The following is a 19,221-nucleotide window of genomic DNA, read 5'->3' as shown; positions in this document are numbered from 1 at the left end:
CGCCTTAAACGCGGTAATCGTGCGCCGGATAACTGCCTAATATGCGCATTTCCCGGGCAAAGTACTCCAGTTCTTCCAGCGCCAGCATCATATTGTGCTGTTGCGGGTGGCCCTGGATATCGACGTGAAAATGACTGGCCTCCATGGTGCCACCATCCATATAGCTCTCTAACTTCAGCAGGTTCACCCCATTGGTTGCAAAGCCACCGAGCGCCTTATACAGCGCTGCCGGAATATTTCGTACCGAGAACAGAATGCTGGTGATGTAATCCATCCCCGCCTCGGCCTGTAAGTGTTCCTGTTCACGACTGAACACCAGAAAACGGGTGGTATTACCGATCACATCCTGAAAGTTATCGTGCACCACATTCAGGCCATACAACTCGGCGGCCAACGCCGAGGCAATCGCCCCGCGACTGCGGTTTTGACCCTGACTCAGATTACGCGCTTCCATGGCGGTATCTACCGCCGCAACGGCTTTCATACCAAGATTAACAATGCGCTGATGACATTGAGCCAACGCCTGCGGATGAGATGCCACTTCTTCAATATCGCTGAGATTCACCCCCGGCAACGCCAGCAGACAGTGATTAACCGGTTCAAAATGTTCGGCAATCACAAACAGCGAGGTTTTAGGGATCAACCGGTAAATTTCTTCAACCCGCCCGGCGGTTGAGTTTTCCAACGGAATCATGGCGCGGTCAGCGAAGCCTGAAGCGACTAATTCAAGCGCCGTCTGAAAATCATCACAGGCAACGGCTTCCCAGTCAGGAAATACCTTACAACAGGCAAGGTGCGAGTACGCACCGGCGGTGCCCTGATAGGCAACTTTTGGCTGCATGGTTCTCTCCTTTCAAGGGGTTATGAATACATCGATGTCACGGCCTGAGCCGTTGAAAAACCGTGGATTATCGCACGGCCCTGTTATTACAGCAGTGATTATTGCACCAGCATGATGCACAGAAAAAATACCCGCGATAAGCGCACCAAATTGAAGCATTCATTATCACTGTCTCTGTAGAGTCTGGCACATTGTATCGCGGCTTATCGTGTCGCCGCACAGCCACAGATGCGATAAAAACCAGTACCAGCCACGGCTGCCGGCTGCGACAGGCCGGGGAAAATAAGCAGAAGCCCGCAACTGGCACAATGTCTGCTCTGTCTCATTGATGTATCTGCTCTACCATTAGTTAAGGCACCTATGAATCGTTCTGCACAGCTTCGCGTGAATGAATCAGAGATGCTTTAAAGCGTCATCTTTTCCGGGACAGATAACAGGTATCGATATGAATCTTCAACCCACACTCTGGCCACACTCACTCAGCAGCGATCCACAGCTGCTGGAACAATTACGCAGCGCTGGCGAAACAGAGCTGCAGGACTTTCCTGCCGCCTGGCTGAGCCAGTGGCCGGATGTCTGGGCACCGCTTGCCGCCTGGCTGGCCGCTGAAAAAGCAACAATGACCAGCCGTGTGCCAATGATCGGTATTCATGGCGGCCAGGGTTCGGGGAAATCCACCCTCTGCCAGGCACTGGCACGGGTTTACCGTAAGGTGCTGGATTGGAACACCGTGGTGTTGTCAATTGATGATCTCTACCTGACGCACTCCGAACGCAGCCAGCTGGCCCTGAATATTCACCCGCTGCTGAGCACTCGCGGCGTACCCGGCACCCATGACGTGGCTCTGGGCATACTACTGACCCGCCAACTGCGCCAACTGACGGAAGGCGATAAGCTACTGATTCCTGCCTTTGACAAAATTCAGGATGATCGCCTGCCCGATAACTACTGGCACAAAGTAACAGGCCCGGTCGATCTGATCCTGTTTGAAGGCTGGTGTGTGGGCTGCCGACCGGTCAGCGACGATGACCTGCAAACGCCGATCAACAGCCTGGAAAGCAGCGACGATGCGGATGGCCAATGGCGGCGCTGGGTGAATCAGCAACTGGCCGGCAGCTATGCCGACTGGTTCACTCAGATCGACCGCCTGCTGATGCTGAAAGTGCCCGATATGAAAGCCGTGCACCAATGGCGGCGCGAGCAGGAAGACAACAACCGCAAACAATCGGAAGCCTTATCACAGAACAAAATCAGCCTGAACAAAACCACCGACCGCAGCCTCAGCGAGGCCGGGCTGATACGCTTTATTCAGCACTATCAGCGCCTGACCGAAAATGCACTGCGCGAGCTGCCTGAGCATGCCGATCTGGTGCTGGAACTCGACACGCAGCATCAGGTTGCCGCCATTCACAGCAAAACACAGGAGGTGGATAAACCATGAACATGAACACAACCACACATCCACACAATACTCCGCCGGAGCTGCCCCTGGTCGTGGTGACCGATCTCGACGGCAGCCTGCTTGATCATCACAGCTACAGCGCGCAAGCCGCAGAAAAAGCCCTGAAAAAACTCCGTACCCTGAATATTCCCTGCGTATTTAACAGCAGTAAAACCTTCGATGAAATGCTGCTTCTGAGAGAAACGCTGGATAACCGCGATCCCTTTGTCTGCGAAAACGGCGGCGCGATTTTTATTCCGAAAAGCAACGGTAATGGCTACAACAGCGAAATTCTGCACAGTAGCTATCTGGCCATACTGAAAGTGCTGCACAGTCTGCGTCAGCAGGGTTTTCAGTTCCGCGGCTTTAACGATATGACCGCCACCGAAGTAGCGGCATTAACCGGCTTATCGGTAGAGGATGCGCATCTGGCAAAACAACGCAGCGCGTCCGAACCGCTGGTCTGGACCGGTACGGAAAAGCAATTGGAGGAGTTTCGCCAGGCATTGACCATGCACAATCTGCGTCTGCTCAGTGGCGGCCGTTTTCATCATGTAATGGGCCCCAACGATAAGGCCCACGGCCTGGAATTCTGCCGTCATCATTACGAAGCGTTATGGCAACAGCCGGTCAAAGTGATCGCCCTGGGTGATGGCGAAAACGACCGCGCCATGCTCAGCGCGGCCGACTACGCCATAGTCATTCCCGGCATAAAAAACACCCTCGAACTGCAGCACCCACAGCTGCGGATTGCCAGCAAAGCCGGACCGGCGGGCTGGAATGAAACCTTACTTTCCCTGTTAGATGACCTGTTCAAGGAGGCTCATAGTGGCTGATTTTTATCAGAACGGCATTATTACCACTCTGCATAATCTGGTTGACCGTCCGCTGGACGAATTAGAAAAAGAACTCATCAGTTTTTCACGTATCAGGCCCATGTCGCTGGTGCTGCCCTCTCTCTACTCCGAACTCAGCGGCCCGGCACTGGACAACATCATTAACGATGTCGCCAAGGTTCCTTACCTTAACGAAATTGTGATTGGCCTGGATCGCGCCGACGAAAAAGAATACGGCCATGCACGGGAATTTTTTTCCCGCCTGCCGCAGCATCACCGCATTTTATGGAACGATGGCCCGCGCCTGCGCAAAATTGATGAGTTGCTGCAAAACGAAGGCCTGGCGCCGAAAGAAATGGGGAAAGGCCGTAATGTCTGGTACTGCTATGGCTATGTGCTGGCGTCGGGCCGTGCCGAATCGGTTGCATTGCACGACTGCGATATCGTTACCTACGACCGCAGCATGCTGGCACGCCTGATTTACCCGGTGGCCAATCCGGCCTTTAACTACGAATTTGCCAAAGGCTATTATGCCCGCGTCGCCACACAAAAACTGAATGGCCGCGTCAGCCGTTTATTGGTAACGCCGTTAATCCGTGCACTGAAAAAAGTGTATGGTTCACTGGATTACCTGGAGTATCTCGACAGCTTCCGTTATCCGCTGTCGGGTGAATTTTCGATGCGTACCGATGTGCTGAACGATATCCGTATTCCATCCGACTGGGGCTTGGAAATCGGCGTGCTGTCAGAAATGAAGCGTAATTATTCAACCAACCGTATCTGTCAGGTCGATATTGCCGATGTGTATGACCATAAACACCAGCCTCTGTCGGAAGAAGACGCCAGCCGGGGACTGTCGAAAATGAGCACCGACATCTGCAAAGCTATTTTCCGCAAGCTGGCCACTCAGGGAGAAATCTTCACTACCGAAACCTTCCGCTCAATTAAAGCCACCTACTTCCGCATTGCGCTGGATTTTGTCGAAACCTATTACAACGATGCACGCATGAATGGTTTAACGCTCGATCGTCATGCCGAAGAAAAAGCCGTGGAATTATTTGCCGAAAATATTATGTCTGCCGGTGAACATTTCCTCGCCAATCCGATGGAAACGCCTTTTATCCCGAGCTGGAACCGGGTGATCTCAGCCGTGCCGGATATTCTTGATCGTATTTATGAAGCGGTCGAAGAAGACAACCATCACTGACGGAAAATCAGTCATGGCTTGTCGTCTGCCAATGCATAGCAGGCCGTTGATTTTCGTCTTCGAGGCAGTCAATGCAAGGCAAAAACCGGCGAAAAAGCGCAGTTTACAGGTCGTAAATGAGAATTTTGAGTCGGTTTTTAACACTGCAGTGGCAACGCAGATAGAAAATCAACAGCCTGCTAGATCAGATACCCCGGATTAATGGAAATGCATTGGCAGGCGGCCAGCCTGCGGAAGCTCGGCGTTGTTGATCATTTCATCGTAAGGCAGCTGCTGTACCATAAAGCCCTCACGTGCCCCCAGGCTCGCCAGCTTACCGGAGCATTCTGACAAGCCGCGGAAACGCATCGGCATTCCGCCCTCCATCAGCAGACTGCGCTGCCCAAGATGTTCAACCTGCACCAGGTAGAGATCCCCTTCATTGGCCAGAATGTTCACCTCAGCCTGGCCTGAACGCAGCACTTTCTTGAATTCTGTGGTGGTCATATTCCTTCTCCTGTTACGAACACAAAGCACTAAAAAACTATACAACAGTTATACAGCAATATAACCCCCCTGTTTCTGCTATCTAAGAACCATTGGCTATCAGAGGCGGCGAAGACCCTGCATTTGACAATATGCCCCCGGCCCTCAAAAATGACGTCCGTTTCCGTTTTACGCCCCGGACATTAAACACCGCGCGGCCAGCAGGATAGTTATGGCCAATATCGCTTCACCCGAGAAAATTGCCCGCCGTCGACAGGACATCCTCGATGCCGCCATCGATATTTTTGCCGACAAAGGCTTCCACGCCAGCGGTATTGCCGATATCGCCACCCGCCTGGGCATTGGCCATGGCACGGTCTATCGCTACTACAAAAACAAACGGGATATTTTTAACGAAATTCTCAACCTGCTGCTCAGCGAGATGGCGACCGTCGTACAGCAGGAGCCGCCCAACACCAACTCGCTGACGGAATATCAGCAACAGCTGGAACGCATTGCTGACCGCCTGATTGCCATTTTTCGTGAACGGCCACAACTGGCACGCATCGCTTTTTACGAATCTTATGGCGTGGATGCGGAGATCAGTGATGCGGTAAACCGCATTCAGGAATTATTCGCCGAATTTACCGCCTATTATCTGCTTAACGGTATCAACAAGAATTTTTTGCGCCGCGAAATGGATACGGCGATTGCCGCCCGTTTGGTGACCGCGATGCTGATGGAAACCGTAAAGCATGTGGCACTGAACGACTTTAACGATGCTCAGATAGCCCCCTGGCGTCAGGAGATTATCCGTCTGATGATCGGCGGCCTGAGCCGCTGACAAGGCCAGCAGCGCGTGATTAAAACGCGAGGAGCCTGGCTGGCAACGGTTACGACTGGGTCAGCCAGACCGTCTGATACGGCGCCAGGGTTAAGACCTCTGCTAACGCACTATCTGCCTCGTCATGGCTCAGAAGATTGGACATTCCACCCGGTAAAAAACCCAGGCTGGCCAGTGGCAACTGCAGAATACGCTCAGTCACATTCGACAACGCATAGAGTGTTTGGCTGTTATCCACACTGGTGCGTTTAACAATAAATAAATCGGAATTAATGCGCACAATATCTTGCCGTGCATCCGGATGAAAGGCGCTCTGCTGACGACGGATTTTAATCATGCGGCGTAACTCACTGAACACTTCCGCCTGCGGCGTTACCGGATTACTCAGCAGACATTCCAGCTCGTGACGATTCCAGATTTTACGGTTAATCGAACGCGTGCGGCCGGTTTGTTCAACATGTTCAAGATCGTTGGGTGTCGCCACCAGGCTGTGAATATACAGTGCAGGAATGCCCTGAATAGCGAGCATGATCGCCTGCGAACACAGAAAACGCTGCACCTGAAAATGATCACTGCCGCGTCGCGTACCCATGCAGGCATCAAACAAACTGATGTTAATTTCATACGGACTCTGACTGCCGTCCGCATTGGCTTTCATGCTGACAAAGCCACCAAAGCGGTGCATGGAATCAATCAGATCCTGCACTTCGCGCTCAGGCAAAATACCTTCCACCGGGCGCACACCGATACCATCATGTGAAGCGGTAAAATTCAGGTAGCTGCAACCGGCCGGTAATGGCGGAATTTTATCAGCCCAATCCGTCAGAAAGCTGGCATTACCACGATTAAGAGCATGCAATACTAATGGCGGCAGACCAAACTGATACACCATATGGGCTTCATCGGACTGACCGAAATAACTCAGGTTTTCAGCCACCGGCACGTTGGTTTCGGTAATCAACACCACCTCCGGAGCTGCATAATCGAGTACATCGCGCAACAGTTTGACCACTTCATGGGTCTGCGGCAGATGCACGCAGCGGGTGCCGATTTTTTTCCACAGAAAGGCAATGGCATCCAGGCGGATAAAGCGTGCTCCGCGCTCCACATACAGCAGCAATATCTGTATGAATTCGAGCAGGACACGGGGATTGGCAAAATTCAGATCGATCTGATCTTCACTGAAGGTGGCCCACACATGACGCACCCCACGGTGAGTATGCACCGGTGTTAACAGCGGCGTATTGCGTGGCCGGGTAACCGCCGATACATCGGTTTCCGGGTCAACTTCAATAAAATATTCACTGTAGGGTTCACGATTACCGATGTAATCGACAAACCATAAGTTTTCCCGCGAGCAATGGTTAATCACCAGATCCATCATCAGATCAAAATCGTGGGCGATCGCGCTGATATCTTCCCAGCTGCCCCAGTCCGGGTTTACCTGACGGTAATCAATCACCGAAAAACCATCATCCGAACTGTACGGAAAAAACGGCAAAATATGCACATTATTGATGGTATCGAGCAGATGACCGCGTAAAAAATCCCCCAGCGTTTGCAGCGGAATCTCACCTTCCTGCTGAATACTGTGGCCGTAGGTAATCAGGATGACGTCCTGTTCTGACCAGCGCTCCGCTCTGGCTGTTTTTTCTACCCGGATATTGCTGTCAGAAAATTGCTGGCACAAACGCATAATATGCTGCGCCAGCTCGCCGTGATCATTCCGCTCAGAATAAATGTTTTCCAGGCGTTGTTTAAAACCGCTCAGTATTGGCTCCGTCATAGGCTCTCAGTTATCCGGCAATGGCCATGGTCGTTATTGCTTGCCAGTTTCGTGCCGAGATTGCTTCTGCCGGCGTCAACCAGCTGCCGCCCACGGCAAATACATTATTCAAGGCCAGATAATCCTGATAATTTTTTTGCCCAATACCACCGGTCGGACAGAACTTCACATCTGCAAAGGGGCCCGCAAACGCCTTCAGCATATCAATGCCACCGGCGGCGGCGGCGGGGAAAAACTTCTGATATTTAAATCCGGCCGCGCGTGCCTGCAGAACTTCGCTCGGTGTCGCCACCCCCGGTAAATACGGGCCGCCCCAACGTCGTGCACATTCGAGTAACTCCGGCGAAATTCCGGGGCTGACGACAAACTCAGCGCCCCGGTTCAGTGCATCTTCCATTTGCTCTGCACTGGTCACGGTACCTACGCCGACAATGGCTCCCGGAACTTCATGTTTAATCCGGGTGATGGCATCCAGGCCGTGGCGGGTGCGCAGCGTTACTTCCAGCAGGCGAACGCCTCCCTGCACCAGCGCCTGTGCCAGAGGCACGGCATCTTCCGGATCATCTATCACGATAACGGGCACCAGAGGTTTGGCCCGGTCTAACCATAAATCCCACATCACGATTCTCCTTAAACGTACCCTGAATGCTCAAACGAGTGTTCTGCTTCAATCCCAGCCGACAGACAACGCGCCCTGATCGGCCGGAGTTACTAATTTGCGGAAACCGGCGAATAACTCACGGCCGCAGCCAACGTCGGAAGGAACGGCAGGCACGGTGCGCGGACGCTGAACAAAATCGTCCGTCAGGACCTGCAGTTCACCATGGTGTCCGTCGAGACGGATAACATCGCCATCCTGCACCGCATCCAGCCAGCCAGCGGCACCGGCTTCCGGACAGACATGAATCGCCGCCGGTACTTTGCCCGATGCACCGGACAGACGGCCGTCGGTGACCAGAGCAACACGATGACCCGCATCCTGCAGGTTGGTCAGCGCCGGGGTCAGCTGGTGCAGTTCCGGCATGCCGTTGGCTTTAGGCCCCTGATATTTCAGCACCACCACCACATCACGATTCAGTTCGCCTTGCTGATACGCCACTAAAACGGCTTCCTGGGTTGTAAAGACCCTGGCGGGTGCTTCTATTTGCCAGCGGTCGTCCGGTACCGCCGAAACTTTCATCACGGCACGGCCCAGATTGCCCTGCAGCAGCTTCATTCCGCCTTCGCGCATAAACGGCGCATGAGCCGGTGCCAATACCGATAAATCGAGGCTCTCGGCCACGGCCGGACGCCAGCCCAGAGTACGTTCAGAACTCAGATACGGTTCTTTGAAATATGGCTCCAGGCCGTTGCCCATAATGGTTTTAACATCGGTATGCAGCAATCCGGCGGAAGCCAGCTCGCGCATTAAGTAGGCCATGCCTCCACTGCGCTGAAACGCGTTGATATCGGCTTTGCCATTGGGATAAACCCGCGCCAGTAAAGGAACAACGTCTGACAAATCGGCCATATCCTGCCAGTCGAGCACAAGGCCGGCCATGCGCCCGATCGCCAGTAAATGAATGCTGTGATTCGTAGAACCACCGGTCGCCAGCAACCCCACCATCGCGTTCACCAGCGTGCGCTCGTCGACCATCTGACCCAGCGGGGTGAAATCTGGAGCCAAGGCGGTCAGCTCGGTGACACGCCGCGCCGCAGCCTGGGTTAAAGGTGCCCGTAATGGATCATCCGGGTTAATAAATGAGGATCCTGGTAATTGCAGGCCCATGATTTCCATCAGCATCTGATTGGAATTGGCGGTGCCATAGAACGTGCAGGTACCGGCGCTGTGATATGAGGCCATTTCGCTGCTCAGCAGTTCATCACGGCCCACCTCTCCGGCGGCATAAGCCTGACGGACTTTGGCCTTATCGCTGTTACTGATACCACTGGGCATAGGACCCGCCGGTACAAAAATCGCTGGCAGATGGCCAAAACGCAGCGCGGCCATTAATAAGCCCGGCACAATTTTGTCGCAGATACCCAACAGCAGCATGCCATCGAATACCTGATGCGACATCGCCACCGCCGCACTCAGCGCAATCACATCGCGGCTGAATAACGACAATTCCATCCCGCTTTGCCCCTGAGTCACACCATCGCACATCGCCGGCACACCGCCCGCCATTTGTCCGACATGGCCATGTGCCGCCAGCGCTTGTTTTAACTGCTCAGGATACGCACGGTAAGGCGCATGGGCCGAGAGTACATCGTTGTACGCACTGATAATGGCAATGTTGGCGGCACGGTGATTCTGGCGCAGGATCAGTTTTTCATTATCCGACGAGGCAGCATAATCGTGGGCCAGATTGGTACAGCTCAGCTGATCGCGTACCGGCCCTTGCGCCACGGCCTGTTCTATTTGAGCCAGATAAGCAGCGCGTGTGGTTTGGCTGCGCTGGCGGATACGTGCGGTCACATCAAGCAGTATGGGGTGCATCAGATACTCCGGTTAAACCATCTCGGCGATAAACACTCAGCGGTACCTGCGTTTGAAACAAGATCTTACGCACCGGCATCGCCGCCGTATTGCCTGCTTCAGCCGTATCACAGGCAAGGCTGAACACACGGTTTTTATCATCGCCATCAAACAGCAGAAATAATTGTTGGCATGTTGCCAGCAGGCTCCAGCTGAGCGTCATGCGCGCCGGGCTGACATTGCGATCGGTTACCGGGCAGCACCAGGCTCCGGTGTTGTCATCCAGACAGGACATCAATGCCTGACTGTGTGGAAACCAGCTGGCGGTATGACCATCACTTCCCATGCCCAACACGGCGTAGTCGAGCTGGTCAATCTGTTCATGCAGGGTATTTTCACAAGCCATAAAGCCTTGCTCGGGAGTGGGGGCTTTATTTTTTAAAGGCAAAAAATACGCCTGGCGCGCGTGCCGTTGCAGCAAATGTTCGCGCACCAATGCGGCATTACTCTGCGGATCACTTTCATCCAGCCAACGTTCATCGACCAGAGTGATCAGGACTTTCTGCCAGTCAATTGTTTGCTGCGCCAACTGCTGAAAAAAACGCACCGGTGTACTGCCACCACTGACGGCCAGACACGCCCGGCCGCGGCGCTCAATACAACGCTGCAAACGCGTCGCTAAATCTTCAGCCAGCTGCCTGGCCAATGATTCACTGCTGCTAAAGCGCAGATCCTGCATATTGCTCAGCATATGTCCTCCTCAGCTGTTCTCATCCCACAGGCGGCCATCTTTCGCCAACAGCAACGTAGCCGCCGCCGGTCCCCAGGAACCGGAAGTATAGGGTTCTGGGCGCTGCTCGGAATCGTTCCAGCACTGCAGAATCGGATCAACCCAACGCCAGGCTTCCAGTAATTCGTCGTCGCGTAAAAACAGCGTGGCATTGCCGCTTAATGCATCAAACAACAAACGCTCATAGGCTTCCGGCACCCGGGTTTGTTTCAGATTGGCCGGATTCAGACTGAGATTCATCGGCCGTACATTCATGCCCGGCCCGACCCGTTTTTCACACAGCATCAGGCGGATGCCTTCGTCCGGTTGCAGGCGGAAAATCAGTTTATTGGCCATGGTGCTTTTATGTTGCATTGGAAAAATCGAATGCGGTATCGCTTTAAAGTGCACCACAATCTCGCAGGCCCGGTCGGCCAGGCGCTTGCCGGTGCGTAAATAAAAGGGAACGCCAGCCCAGCGCCAGTTATCAATTTCGACCTTCACGGCAATGAAAGTTTCGGTCGTACTTTTCGGTTGCACACCGGGCTCGTCACGGTAACGCGGTACCGGCTTACCTTCGGAGACACCGGCATCGTACTGACCACGCACAACATTTTCGCTGACGGTATCAGCAGTAATGGATTTCAGCGCTTTCAGAACTTTGACTTTTTCATCCCGCACCGAATCCGGCTCCAGCCTTGCCGGTGGTTCCATGGCGGTAATGCACAACAGCTGCAGCAGATGGTTCTGAAACATATCGCGCATGGCACCGACCTGATCATAAAACCCGGCGCGCTTTTCAACGCCCAGAGATTCTGAAATCGTAATCTGAATATGGTCGATGTATTTCTGATTCCACTGGGATTCGAACAGCGAGTTGGCAAAACGCAACACCATCAGGTTCTGCACGGTTTCTTTGCCTAAATAATGATCAATCCGATAAATCTGCGATTCCGAAAAATATTCGGCAACGGCGTTGTTAATCGCCTGCGCAGAAGCGAAATCATGGCCGATGGGTTTTTCCAGTACGATTTTACTTTGACTGAGAATCAGGCCGCTGTTGTGCAGTCCGCGGGCGATGTTGGTATACAGGTCGGAACCGGTCGCCAGATAAAAGATCCGGTTAATATCCCCCGCCATCAGGCCACTGGCCAATAACTCGTATTGTGTATCATCGCTCAGATCAACCGTCAGACAATGCAGGCGCTCGCTAAAGCTTTGCCAGCTGCTCTCTTCCAGAAACTCCGCGGCCACATACTGCCTGAGCGCAGTCCGTACCCTATCGGTAAACGCCTCCGGACTTATCTCCCGCCGTGTGGTGGAGTAAATACGTCCGGCCGGCAAGCGTCCGTCACGATGCAGTAAATACAGAGCGGGCAGCAGCTTACGTTGCGCCAGATCCCCTAAACCACCGAACAAAACCAGCTCGAATGGAGCATCAATATGCATCCGCTACCTCCTGTGAAAGAAATCAGGGCTTTCCTGTCATTCTTCTATATTCGTCTAACATCTCACCAAGTGCCAACGAACACCAGTGACTCTGCCCGGTAAAGTGTGACATGAAATGCTTATTCCGCCGTGGTGCTTCGGCCGCTTTGTCCGTGCGCTGTCCGTTATCGCCCCTTTCAGAATCCCCTGACCAGCCGCCAGCGGCGAAAAACCAAGGCTAGAGTAAAATCTTCCCTAGTTTTTTGTTTTTATTAAGAAAAAGGTGTTGACGAACGCAAGCCAGCTCCGTAATATGCGCCTCGCTGTCACGTAGTTCCCCGATAGCTCAGTCGGTAGAGCAGTAGACTGTTAATCTATTGGTCGTTGGTTCAAGTCCAACTCGGGGAGCCAAACAGCATGTTCGGGGTATAGCGCAGTCTGGTAGCGCGCCTGGTTTGGGACCAGGATGTCGGGAGTTCGAATCTCTCTACCCCGACCAAATTTACATTTTTGTCATTTCCCTCTTCTCTTCTTAATACTTTTCCACTAGCTTGTGACATTATTCATGTTAACTTGCGGAAACCGCTGTGAATCCTGCTGCCCAATCGGCCCAATATCCTGTCACCTGCCCTGCCTGTAACACGATTAACGCAAAACGTGCTGCCGAGCTACTGCAAGACAAACGTCTCTGCTGCCGAAAATGCGAACACACCATCGCAATGAATGAAAGACAGCTCAACAGCCTGCGTCGCACACTCGCTGACATGGGCAGCTACCTGAAACAAGACAAGCCTCTCGCCGAACAGCGCGACTGACATCAGCAACAAAAGAAAGAAAGAAGTACAACAGAAAGAAATAACGCAGAAAAAATCAAACAGAACAGCAGGAAAAGAGCGGGTGCAGCAGAAATGCCACACCCCGGAAATGACGTTAATTACTTAACAATTTCCAGCAACTCAACTTCAAACACCAGAGCGGAGTTTGCAGGAATGCGCGGGCTTGGGCTACGGGCACCGTAAGCCAGTTCAGCCGGGATAAACAGCTTCCACTTATCGCCAACTTTCATCATCTGCAGCGCTTCAACCCAACCACGGATTACACCGGTTACCGGGAACTGTGCAGGCTCGCCACGCTCAACAGAACTGTCAAATACAGTGCCATCAATCAGAGTACCGTGATAGTGCACACGAACAGTATCAGAAGCTTCTGGCATTGGCTGACCATCGGCCGCAGCAACCAGAACTTCGTACTGCAGACCGGATTCAGTCACAGTCACATCTTTACGCTTGGCATTTTCAGCCAGGAAATCCTGACCCGCTTGCGCAGCGGCGTCATTTAAAGCTTCCTGCTTCATGGTTTGCTCTTCACGGATTTTATCAAAAGCCGCTTTAATAACATCTTCACCAATACGCGGCTCAGCATTTGCCAGAGCGTCTTTAATACCCGCAGCAATAGCATCTGCGTTCATGTCGACTTCTTCGCGAGACAACTGACGACCAATATTCAGACCAACACCGTAGCTCGCCTGATCAACATGATTTTCTAACTTCACAGAGTCCTCCTGACCGCAACCGGCCAACAACAATGCACCCAGAATGACCGCAGGTGCTGATTTAATCAGATTCATGAAAATTCCTTGCATGAGTTATCCAAGAGGCCTGTACACTACTACAAGCCTGTAGTAATTCCTATGACAGCAAAAGCAATACGAAGTTTTTCCGTTACAAAGAGAGAATCACACCACACTTAACAGGCGTAATTACCCTCTTTCGCCCGCTGCTCGCACTCACGCTTAATGTTTTTGCATACCTGAATTTCCGCCGATGACTGCCCGGTTGCCATCTGACAGCGATAATGACGCTGGCGTAATTCAGAATCCGGAATACTCCCTAACCCTTCACTACACCCCAGCAAGGACACGACTAACAAAGAAAACACGTATTTCACAGCATTATCCAAATGCAGATTTTTTCCAAGATTCGCATAGCACCCAGGTACTGTCCAGCACATGGACAAAACCGGCCTCTGGTTAGAGGGTCTGCTAACACCAATTAAACAGATCCTAGGACCAGCGTCACAATTTCCTTTCTGTCACACAATCCCGATAAAAGCAGGATATAATCGGGCGAAACGAGAAAAACAAAAGGGGAAATACCATGCGGATGCTGATTATTCTGGCCTGCATACTGACATTACAAGCCTGCTCCGGCCCATCCAAAGAAGAACTGCGCCGTATGCAATTACTTGAAGCCCAGCGTGCAGAGCAAGCCGCCCTGGCGGCACAAAAAGAAGCACAGGAACGCGAAATACGCACCCGCGAACGTCTGGACGATGCACGCACGGCCTGGAACAAGAAAACACAGCTCAGCCAGCCACAAATCAATACGTTATTCAGCAATGAGGCGGAAAGCAGCCTTTCATCGGATACAACCTACTATGTATCCTTCGACCTGCAACCGGCAAAATACAACTACGGTCAGAACAAACAAAGCTTCACCATCGTCGGTATGCGTAACCTGCCTAATAGCGCAGTTTACGGCCCACTCTTCCCGGATGAAAAAGCCCAGTATCAGCCCGGACAGCTGGCCAAATCTGTACTGGAATTCGCCCTAAAAGAAGAGACCGAAATTAACCGCATTGGTCAGGAAGTGCTGCGCGACAGAGGACAACGCTGGGTTGCTGCGGTGCTGAACTTTAAAAACTATGATTCACTGGTCAACCAGAACAATACAAATGGCTCTGGCTGGTATTGGGAACCGGGCCTGTTTGATGATTTATCGTGGAATGTTACACCCGAAACCGCTTACCCATACACTTCTGAGCGCGATTTAACACTGCAAATGGGCCTGCGTTTTTGCCTGTTAAAAGATCGCTGCTACCTGGATTCCGATTATCGTAAACACCCAACTCATGCCGTACGCGCTGAAGTCATCAGTGTTTTGATTGCCAGCCAAAAAAGCGGCAAAGTGCTGGCTGAGTTCGTACGCGAAAAAGAATAAACCTGATGTATCAGCCATAAAAAAAAGCGGCCATAACGGCCGCTTTTTTATAGCGTCAGCAAAGATTTCTTATCAGAAACCCAGTGCCAGAGAAGCACCGAAGTAGGTACCGGATACATCAAAATCGGTATCGATATCCGCCAGATCTTTATCGGCCTTCAGGTTAATGCTGCGGTAACCCGCTTCCAGACCAATATCCACCACAGGAATTGGCAGGTCATAACCGATACCGTAGCTGATATCGCTCAGTTTATTGCCACCCATACCGATGTAGTTAACATCAGCCGATGCATACAGGCCAAACGGGCTGTTGATTTTTACTTCGCCATACACCAGTGGCATAACGAAATCGAGATCAACACTTTCATTAACGGTCGTTGTTTTACCACTGACTTCCGCTACACCGTCAAACTGACGGGCGGTCAGACCGAAATTCACGTCAACAAAAGGCACCGGCAATGGCAGGCCCCAGTACAAAGTCAGATCGGAGTGGCTCAGATCCAGCGTGCTGTTAACATTTTCGTTGAAAGTCTGATCAGCAAACGTTGCATTAATATTGCCGTCACCCTTCAGCTCCAGAGAGGTCTGCTTCAGCTTCAGGTTCGGAATAAATGGCAGCGGATGTTCAAAAAACACGGTCAGCTGCTGGCCATTATCAGAATCGAGATTCAGGCCATCTTTTTCTACAGAAACGCCTTCATCAATCTGGCCACCGGCTTCGGCATTCCAGATGCTGGCTTTAGCACCGACGGTAAAAAGTAAATCAGCTTGTGCGGCTACAGGCGTCATGGCCAGCAGAAACGCAGCGATTGCAGTCTTCTTCATTGAGATATTCCCGTTCTTATGATTTGTCCAGTCAACCGTCAGTGCGGTCGAGTGCAACTAGTTTGCCCGCAAATGACCCGAATGCCAATTTTTTGCGACAGAAGCCGGAGAGACTTCACGATTCAGCAAAATACTGGTCATAAAAAATTAACCGGAAAGAAATAAAGCAGAGGGGACAGCAGAGGAAGAGAAGCGCCCTCCGCCGGCGCAGCCGGACAGAAGGCACTGACAATCAATCAGCAATACATCAGAAAGTGACGCCGATACGACGACCCACTTCTTCGTAAGCTTCAACAACGCCACCCAGACCCTGACGGAAACGATCCTTATCCAGTTTTTCACGGGAGTCTTTATCCCACAGGCGACAACCGTCCGGAGAAAACTCATCACCCAGAACCACTTCGCCTTTGAACAGACCGAATTCCAGTTTGGAATCGACCAACAGCAAACCACCGTCGAGGAAAATCTGTTTCAGCACATCGTTCACTTTGAAGGTCAGCTCTTTCATACGCGCCAGGTGCTGATCTTCCACCCAACCAAAAGAGCGTGCGTGGTATTCGTTAACCATCGGGTCACCCAACGCATCGTTTTTCAGAAACAGCTCAAACGTTGGTGGTGTCAGGTCAATCCCCTCCTCCACGCCCAGACGGCGGCAGAGAGAGCCGGCGGCAATATTACGCACCACACACTCCAGCGGGATCATATCCAGACGCTTAACCAGAGCGTCGGTATCCGACAGCAGACGCTCGAAATGAGTCGGGATGCCCGCCTCTGCCAACTTAGTCATGATGTAGGCATTGAACTTATTGTTCACCATACCTTTGCGGTCCAGCTGCTCGACCTTCTTGCCATCGAAAGCGGAAGTATCGTTGCGGAACTCCAGCACCATGTAGTCCGGATCGTCAGTGGTATACACAGACTTCGCCTTACCTGAGTAGAGTAATTCACGCTTTTCCATGGGGTTCTCCGAGGATGATCTTAAATTGTGGATCTTAAATAGTGATCTAAAAACCGGTTACTACAACTGCCGCCAGGCGGACACCTGATCCTGCTGCAGCAAAGAGACTTCATGCGGCGCACATTCGAGCGCCTGCGACAGCGTCTGACTGACCAGAGCACGGTCGTTATTTTTTTCACTGATATGACCTGCGGTCACATATTGCAGGCCATCCCACCGCACGCGGCTGATCAACTCAGCGCACTGCTGATTACTCAGGTGACCAAAATTACCCGCCACCCGCGCCCTTAAACTGGGGGGATAAGGTCCGTTTTGCAGCAGCATCGGATCGTGATTGGCCTCAACCTGCAAGGCATGGCAGCGCTGGTAAACACTCACAATATGCGGCGTTAACGAACCGAGATCCGACAAAACACCGAGGCGTTTTTCCGTGCTGTTCTCCAGCACAAACTGCAACGGTTCTTCCGCATCATGGGGAACCACCACCGGCAACACCGCCAGGCCGCCAACACTGACCACCTGATCTGAGTGAATACAACGCCAGAGCGGATTATCCGTCCACTGCATTTTTCTGGCCGTACCAAACGACGCAAAAAAAGGAATATTCAGTACTTCACACAGAGCGGCCACACCTTTGGCGTGATCACCGTGCTCATGAGTCACAAAGACACCGTCGAGCTGGCGTGGATCGACATTAGCATCCTGCAAACGCTGCAAAATAGTTTTGCGGTTAAAACCGCAGTCAATCAGAACGCCACGATCTTCCTGCAAAACGATGGTGGCATTTCCACGACTGCCACTGCCCAAAGATGCGTATCTCACTTTTCCAGCTGGGCTTTAATCTCGTTGAGTACATCCGCGGTCAGAGACTCTCCTGCCAGATTATCCGCATCGGTCAGCAGCGATAAATACACACCCTGACGGGCACGACTCATCTTCAGCAGGTAGGTTTCAGTGACGACGTTGTCATTGCCCCAGAAACGATCCCACCAGCCCAACTCTTCCGTTTCATTGCGGGTCTGCATTTCCAGATAGTAGGTTCCGGTACTGCGGTTAAGATCCGTCAGTTTCAGCGCCGACTTGCTCAGCGCCTCTGTCACAGCGGCCCAAGCACTGGCAAAGCCACCGTCAATGCGCAGAATAAGAGTACCGGCACCGTCTTTATCCAGACGCGGATTAAGCGCTTCAGAACGGTATTCGCTCAGCGAAGCAACGCTGTCCGTTTCGTCCTCATCCGCAATATACGGCTGCGGTTGCGGCGTTTCGTAACTCGAGGGTTTCTCCGGCGTTACCGGTAATACAGGAATCGCATGGGCATCGGATGTAACCAGCCGGATATCCGGCTCAGTCCGGGTCGGCGCCTGCTCTTCTGCGTCCAGGTAATCCATCGCACGGTCACGAAAGGTATCACCGAACATCCAGCTGCAACCGGACAGCATAACAACGGCTGGCAACAATAAAATACGCATGCAATCGCCTGATTTAAATGAGTTCGAGAGCCGCCAGAGACAGCTCAACTTTTGACTTGTAACGCTCGTCCAGCTCGACCAGCGGCAGGCGGATACCACGTCCCATCAGCCCCATTTTATACAGCGCCCATTTTACCGGAATCGGATTGGCTTCACAGAACATGGCATTGTGCAGGTTCATCAGGCGTTCGTTCAGCGCTTTCGCGTCCTCCGCCTGACCATCCAGTGCCAACATGCACAGCTGGTGCATTAACGCAGGGGCAACGTTGGCCGTCACCGAAATGTTACCTTTACCACCCAGCAGGATCAGCTCAAAAGCGGTCGCATCGTCACCGGAATAGACCGCCATACGATCCCCGACCAGCTCAATCACTTTGCGTGCACGCTCAAGGTCGCCGGTCGCTTCTTTAACAGCCACAATCTGCTCGACATCGGCCAGCGCCGCGATGGTTTCCGGCAGCATGTCACAAGCGGTACGGCCCGGTACGTTGTACAGAATCTGCGGAATATCCACGGCCGCAGCAATGGCTTCATAGTGCTTGATCAAACCACGCTGTGGCGGCTTGTTGTAATACGGAGTCACCAGCAGGCAGGCATCGGCACCCAGGTTTTTTGCTTCCTGAGTCAGCTCAATGGCTTCTGAAGTTGAGTTGGCACCGGTACCGGCAATGATCGGACGACGGCCTGCGGTCACTTTTACGATACGATCAATCACCGCACAGTGCTCTTCTGTACTCAGGGTTGCCGACTCGCCGGTGGTTCCCACAGCGACAATGGCATCAGTGCCCTGTTTGACGTGGAACTCCACCAGTCCGTCCAGACTTTCCCAATCCACGCCACCATCTGCATGCATAGGGGTTACCAAAGCCACAATACTGCCGGTAATCATTGAGCT

The 19,221-nt window shown here is 52.5% G+C and carries 20 protein-coding genes and 2 tRNA genes; 8 read left to right on the top strand and 14 right to left on the bottom strand.

The window, feature by feature from the left end; translation table 11 throughout:
• Nucleotides 1-4: 4 nt before the first annotated feature.
• Entirely contained in the window at nucleotides 5-841 is an 837-nt protein-coding gene (locus tag NYR02_RS06655; RefSeq protein WP_260975583.1) for a prephenate dehydratase, read from the bottom strand.
• A gap of 445 nt (nucleotides 842-1,286) precedes the next feature.
• Between NYR02_RS06655 and NYR02_RS06650 the strand changes: the two genes are divergently transcribed.
• The 3 genes from NYR02_RS06650 to NYR02_RS06640 are packed head-to-tail and all read left to right on the top strand — an operon-like array spanning nucleotide 1,287 to nucleotide 4,325.
• Nucleotides 1,287-2,282, top strand: coding sequence for a hypothetical protein (locus tag NYR02_RS06650; RefSeq protein ID WP_260975582.1), 996 nt, complete (start codon nucleotides 1,287-1,289; stop codon nucleotides 2,280-2,282).
• A complete protein-coding gene (locus tag NYR02_RS06645; protein ID WP_260975581.1) occupies nucleotides 2,279-3,118 on the top strand; it encodes an HAD-IIB family hydrolase in 840 nt (279 codons plus the stop codon). Before NYR02_RS06650 ends, NYR02_RS06645 begins: the two co-directional genes overlap by 4 nt.
• Entirely contained in the window at nucleotides 3,111-4,325 is a 1,215-nt protein-coding gene (locus tag NYR02_RS06640) for a glycosyltransferase family protein (RefSeq protein WP_260975580.1), read from the top strand. The genes NYR02_RS06645 and NYR02_RS06640 overlap by 8 nt, the downstream gene beginning before the upstream one ends.
• Before the next feature lie 198 nt (nucleotides 4,326-4,523).
• Here the strand turns inward: NYR02_RS06640 and NYR02_RS06635 are convergent, their stop codons facing one another.
• Entirely contained in the window at nucleotides 4,524-4,811 is a 288-nt protein-coding gene (locus NYR02_RS06635; RefSeq protein ID WP_260975579.1) for a DUF6482 family protein, read from the bottom strand.
• A 211-nt stretch (nucleotides 4,812-5,022) separates the two neighbouring features.
• On the opposite strand from NYR02_RS06635, the gene NYR02_RS06630 reads away from it, so the two are divergent.
• Nucleotides 5,023-5,634, top strand: a complete 612-nt coding sequence (locus tag NYR02_RS06630; RefSeq protein ID WP_260975578.1) for a TetR/AcrR family transcriptional regulator — start codon at nucleotides 5,023-5,025, stop codon at nucleotides 5,632-5,634.
• A 49-nt stretch (nucleotides 5,635-5,683) separates the two neighbouring features.
• Here the strand turns inward: NYR02_RS06630 and NYR02_RS06625 are convergent, their stop codons facing one another.
• Genes NYR02_RS06625 through zwf form a run of 5 tightly spaced genes read right to left on the bottom strand, consistent with a single transcriptional unit; the run spans nucleotide 5,684 to nucleotide 12,096 of the window.
• Nucleotides 5,684-7,420 carry a sugar phosphorylase gene (locus NYR02_RS06625; RefSeq protein WP_260975577.1) on the bottom strand — a complete coding sequence of 579 codons (1,737 nt, stop codon included), beginning with the start codon at nucleotides 7,418-7,420 and terminating at the stop codon, nucleotides 5,684-5,686.
• A gap of 10 nt (nucleotides 7,421-7,430) precedes the next feature.
• Nucleotides 7,431-8,039, bottom strand: a complete 609-nt coding sequence (gene eda / locus NYR02_RS06620; RefSeq protein WP_260975576.1) for a bifunctional 4-hydroxy-2-oxoglutarate aldolase/2-dehydro-3-deoxy-phosphogluconate aldolase — start codon at nucleotides 8,037-8,039, stop codon at nucleotides 7,431-7,433.
• Nucleotides 8,040-8,087: 48 nt separating this feature from the next.
• A complete protein-coding gene (gene edd, locus NYR02_RS06615) occupies nucleotides 8,088-9,899 on the bottom strand; it encodes a phosphogluconate dehydratase (protein ID WP_260975575.1) in 1,812 nt (603 codons plus the stop codon).
• The gene (pgl, locus tag NYR02_RS06610) at nucleotides 9,880-10,629 is read right to left on the bottom strand and encodes a 6-phosphogluconolactonase (protein WP_260975574.1); all 750 of its coding nucleotides are present in this window, start codon (nucleotides 10,627-10,629) and stop codon (nucleotides 9,880-9,882) included. The genes edd and pgl overlap by 20 nt, the downstream gene beginning before the upstream one ends.
• Nucleotides 10,630-10,638: 9 nt before the next feature.
• Entirely contained in the window at nucleotides 10,639-12,096 is a 1,458-nt protein-coding gene (zwf, locus tag NYR02_RS06605; protein ID WP_260975573.1) for a glucose-6-phosphate dehydrogenase, read from the bottom strand.
• Between the two features lie 314 nt (nucleotides 12,097-12,410).
• Between zwf and NYR02_RS06600 the strand changes: the two genes are divergently transcribed.
• The 3 genes from NYR02_RS06600 to NYR02_RS06590 all read left to right on the top strand — a co-directional run bounded on the left by NYR02_RS06600 (nucleotide 12,411) and on the right by NYR02_RS06590 (nucleotide 12,890).
• Nucleotides 12,411-12,486 (top strand) — tRNA-Asn (locus NYR02_RS06600).
• 11 nt (nucleotides 12,487-12,497) lie between these two features.
• Nucleotides 12,498-12,574: transfer RNA gene (locus NYR02_RS06595), tRNA-Pro, on the top strand.
• A gap of 88 nt (nucleotides 12,575-12,662) precedes the next feature.
• On the top strand, nucleotides 12,663-12,890 hold the full coding sequence (locus tag NYR02_RS06590; RefSeq protein ID WP_260975572.1) for a hypothetical protein: 228 nt from the start codon (nucleotides 12,663-12,665) through the stop codon (nucleotides 12,888-12,890).
• A 119-nt stretch (nucleotides 12,891-13,009) separates the two neighbouring features.
• Here the strand turns inward: NYR02_RS06590 and NYR02_RS06585 are convergent, their stop codons facing one another.
• Complete coding sequence (locus NYR02_RS06585; RefSeq protein ID WP_260975571.1) at nucleotides 13,010-13,702, bottom strand: BamJ family beta-barrel-assembly machinery protein; 693 nt, start codon at nucleotides 13,700-13,702, stop codon at nucleotides 13,010-13,012.
• Between the two features lie 119 nt (nucleotides 13,703-13,821).
• Entirely contained in the window at nucleotides 13,822-14,022 is a 201-nt protein-coding gene (locus NYR02_RS06580) for a hypothetical protein (RefSeq protein WP_260975570.1), read from the bottom strand.
• 209 nt (nucleotides 14,023-14,231) lie between these two features.
• Between NYR02_RS06580 and NYR02_RS06575 the strand changes: the two genes are divergently transcribed.
• Nucleotides 14,232-15,074: a hypothetical protein gene (locus NYR02_RS06575; protein WP_260975569.1), complete on the top strand. Its 843-nt coding sequence runs from the start codon at nucleotides 14,232-14,234 to the stop codon at nucleotides 15,072-15,074.
• A gap of 72 nt (nucleotides 15,075-15,146) precedes the next feature.
• Here the strand turns inward: NYR02_RS06575 and NYR02_RS06570 are convergent, their stop codons facing one another.
• From NYR02_RS06570 to dapA, 5 genes are all read right to left on the bottom strand, one after another.
• On the bottom strand, nucleotides 15,147-15,899 hold the full coding sequence (locus NYR02_RS06570) for a TIGR04219 family outer membrane beta-barrel protein (RefSeq protein ID WP_260975568.1): 753 nt from the start codon (nucleotides 15,897-15,899) through the stop codon (nucleotides 15,147-15,149).
• A 247-nt stretch (nucleotides 15,900-16,146) separates the two neighbouring features.
• On the bottom strand, nucleotides 16,147-16,857 hold the full coding sequence (purC, locus tag NYR02_RS06565) for a phosphoribosylaminoimidazolesuccinocarboxamide synthase (RefSeq protein ID WP_260975567.1): 711 nt from the start codon (nucleotides 16,855-16,857) through the stop codon (nucleotides 16,147-16,149).
• A 60-nt stretch (nucleotides 16,858-16,917) separates the two neighbouring features.
• Nucleotides 16,918-17,679: an MBL fold metallo-hydrolase gene (locus tag NYR02_RS06560; protein ID WP_260975566.1), complete on the bottom strand. Its 762-nt coding sequence runs from the start codon at nucleotides 17,677-17,679 to the stop codon at nucleotides 16,918-16,920.
• Nucleotides 17,676-18,326 carry an outer membrane protein assembly factor BamC gene (bamC, locus tag NYR02_RS06555; RefSeq protein ID WP_260975565.1) on the bottom strand — a complete coding sequence of 217 codons (651 nt, stop codon included), beginning with the start codon at nucleotides 18,324-18,326 and terminating at the stop codon, nucleotides 17,676-17,678. The genes NYR02_RS06560 and bamC overlap by 4 nt, the downstream gene beginning before the upstream one ends.
• A 13-nt stretch (nucleotides 18,327-18,339) precedes the next feature.
• Nucleotides 18,340-19,215 carry a 4-hydroxy-tetrahydrodipicolinate synthase gene (gene dapA / locus NYR02_RS06550; RefSeq protein WP_260975564.1) on the bottom strand — a complete coding sequence of 292 codons (876 nt, stop codon included), beginning with the start codon at nucleotides 19,213-19,215 and terminating at the stop codon, nucleotides 18,340-18,342.
• Nucleotides 19,216-19,221: the final 6 nt, after the last annotated feature.

Origin of the sequence: Thalassolituus pacificus, assembly GCF_025318105.1 — a bacterium.
In the GTDB taxonomy this organism is placed as follows: Bacteria; Pseudomonadota; Gammaproteobacteria; order Pseudomonadales; family Oceanobacteraceae; genus Venatoribacter; species Venatoribacter pacificus.
The sequence above is the reverse complement of the archived record's forward strand: the minus strand, read 5'-3'. Positions and strand labels throughout refer to the sequence as shown.

Bases quoted from the DNA above. Each gene is read 5' to 3' on its own strand.
- NYR02_RS06655 (WP_260975583.1), bottom strand. From the start codon at position 841: ATGCAGCCAAAAGTTGCCTATCAGGGCACCGCCGGTGCGTACTCGCAC.
- NYR02_RS06650 (WP_260975582.1), top strand. From the start codon at position 1,287: ATGAATCTTCAACCCACACTCTGGCCACACTCACTCAGCAGCGATCCA.
- NYR02_RS06645 (WP_260975581.1), top strand. From the start codon at position 2,279: ATGAACATGAACACAACCACACATCCACACAATACTCCGCCGGAGCTG.
- NYR02_RS06635 (WP_260975579.1), bottom strand. From the start codon at position 4,811: ATGACCACCACAGAATTCAAGAAAGTGCTGCGTTCAGGCCAGGCTGAG.
- NYR02_RS06630 (WP_260975578.1), top strand. From the start codon at position 5,023: ATGGCCAATATCGCTTCACCCGAGAAAATTGCCCGCCGTCGACAGGAC.
- NYR02_RS06625 (WP_260975577.1), bottom strand. From the start codon at position 7,420: ATGACGGAGCCAATACTGAGCGGTTTTAAACAACGCCTGGAAAACATT.
- eda (WP_260975576.1), bottom strand. From the start codon at position 8,039: ATGTGGGATTTATGGTTAGACCGGGCCAAACCTCTGGTGCCCGTTATC.
- edd (WP_260975575.1), bottom strand. From the start codon at position 9,899: ATGCACCCCATACTGCTTGATGTGACCGCACGTATCCGCCAGCGCAGC.
- pgl (WP_260975574.1), bottom strand. From the start codon at position 10,629: ATGCTGAGCAATATGCAGGATCTGCGCTTTAGCAGCAGTGAATCATTG.
- zwf (WP_260975573.1), bottom strand. From the start codon at position 12,096: ATGCATATTGATGCTCCATTCGAGCTGGTTTTGTTCGGTGGTTTAGGG.
- NYR02_RS06585 (WP_260975571.1), bottom strand. From the start codon at position 13,702: ATGAATCTGATTAAATCAGCACCTGCGGTCATTCTGGGTGCATTGTTG.
- NYR02_RS06575 (WP_260975569.1), top strand. From the start codon at position 14,232: ATGCGGATGCTGATTATTCTGGCCTGCATACTGACATTACAAGCCTGC.
- NYR02_RS06570 (WP_260975568.1), bottom strand. From the start codon at position 15,899: ATGAAGAAGACTGCAATCGCTGCGTTTCTGCTGGCCATGACGCCTGTA.
- purC (WP_260975567.1), bottom strand. From the start codon at position 16,857: ATGGAAAAGCGTGAATTACTCTACTCAGGTAAGGCGAAGTCTGTGTAT.
- bamC (WP_260975565.1), bottom strand. From the start codon at position 18,326: ATGCGTATTTTATTGTTGCCAGCCGTTGTTATGCTGTCCGGTTGCAGC.
- dapA (WP_260975564.1), bottom strand. From the start codon at position 19,215: ATGATTACCGGCAGTATTGTGGCTTTGGTAACCCCTATGCATGCAGAT.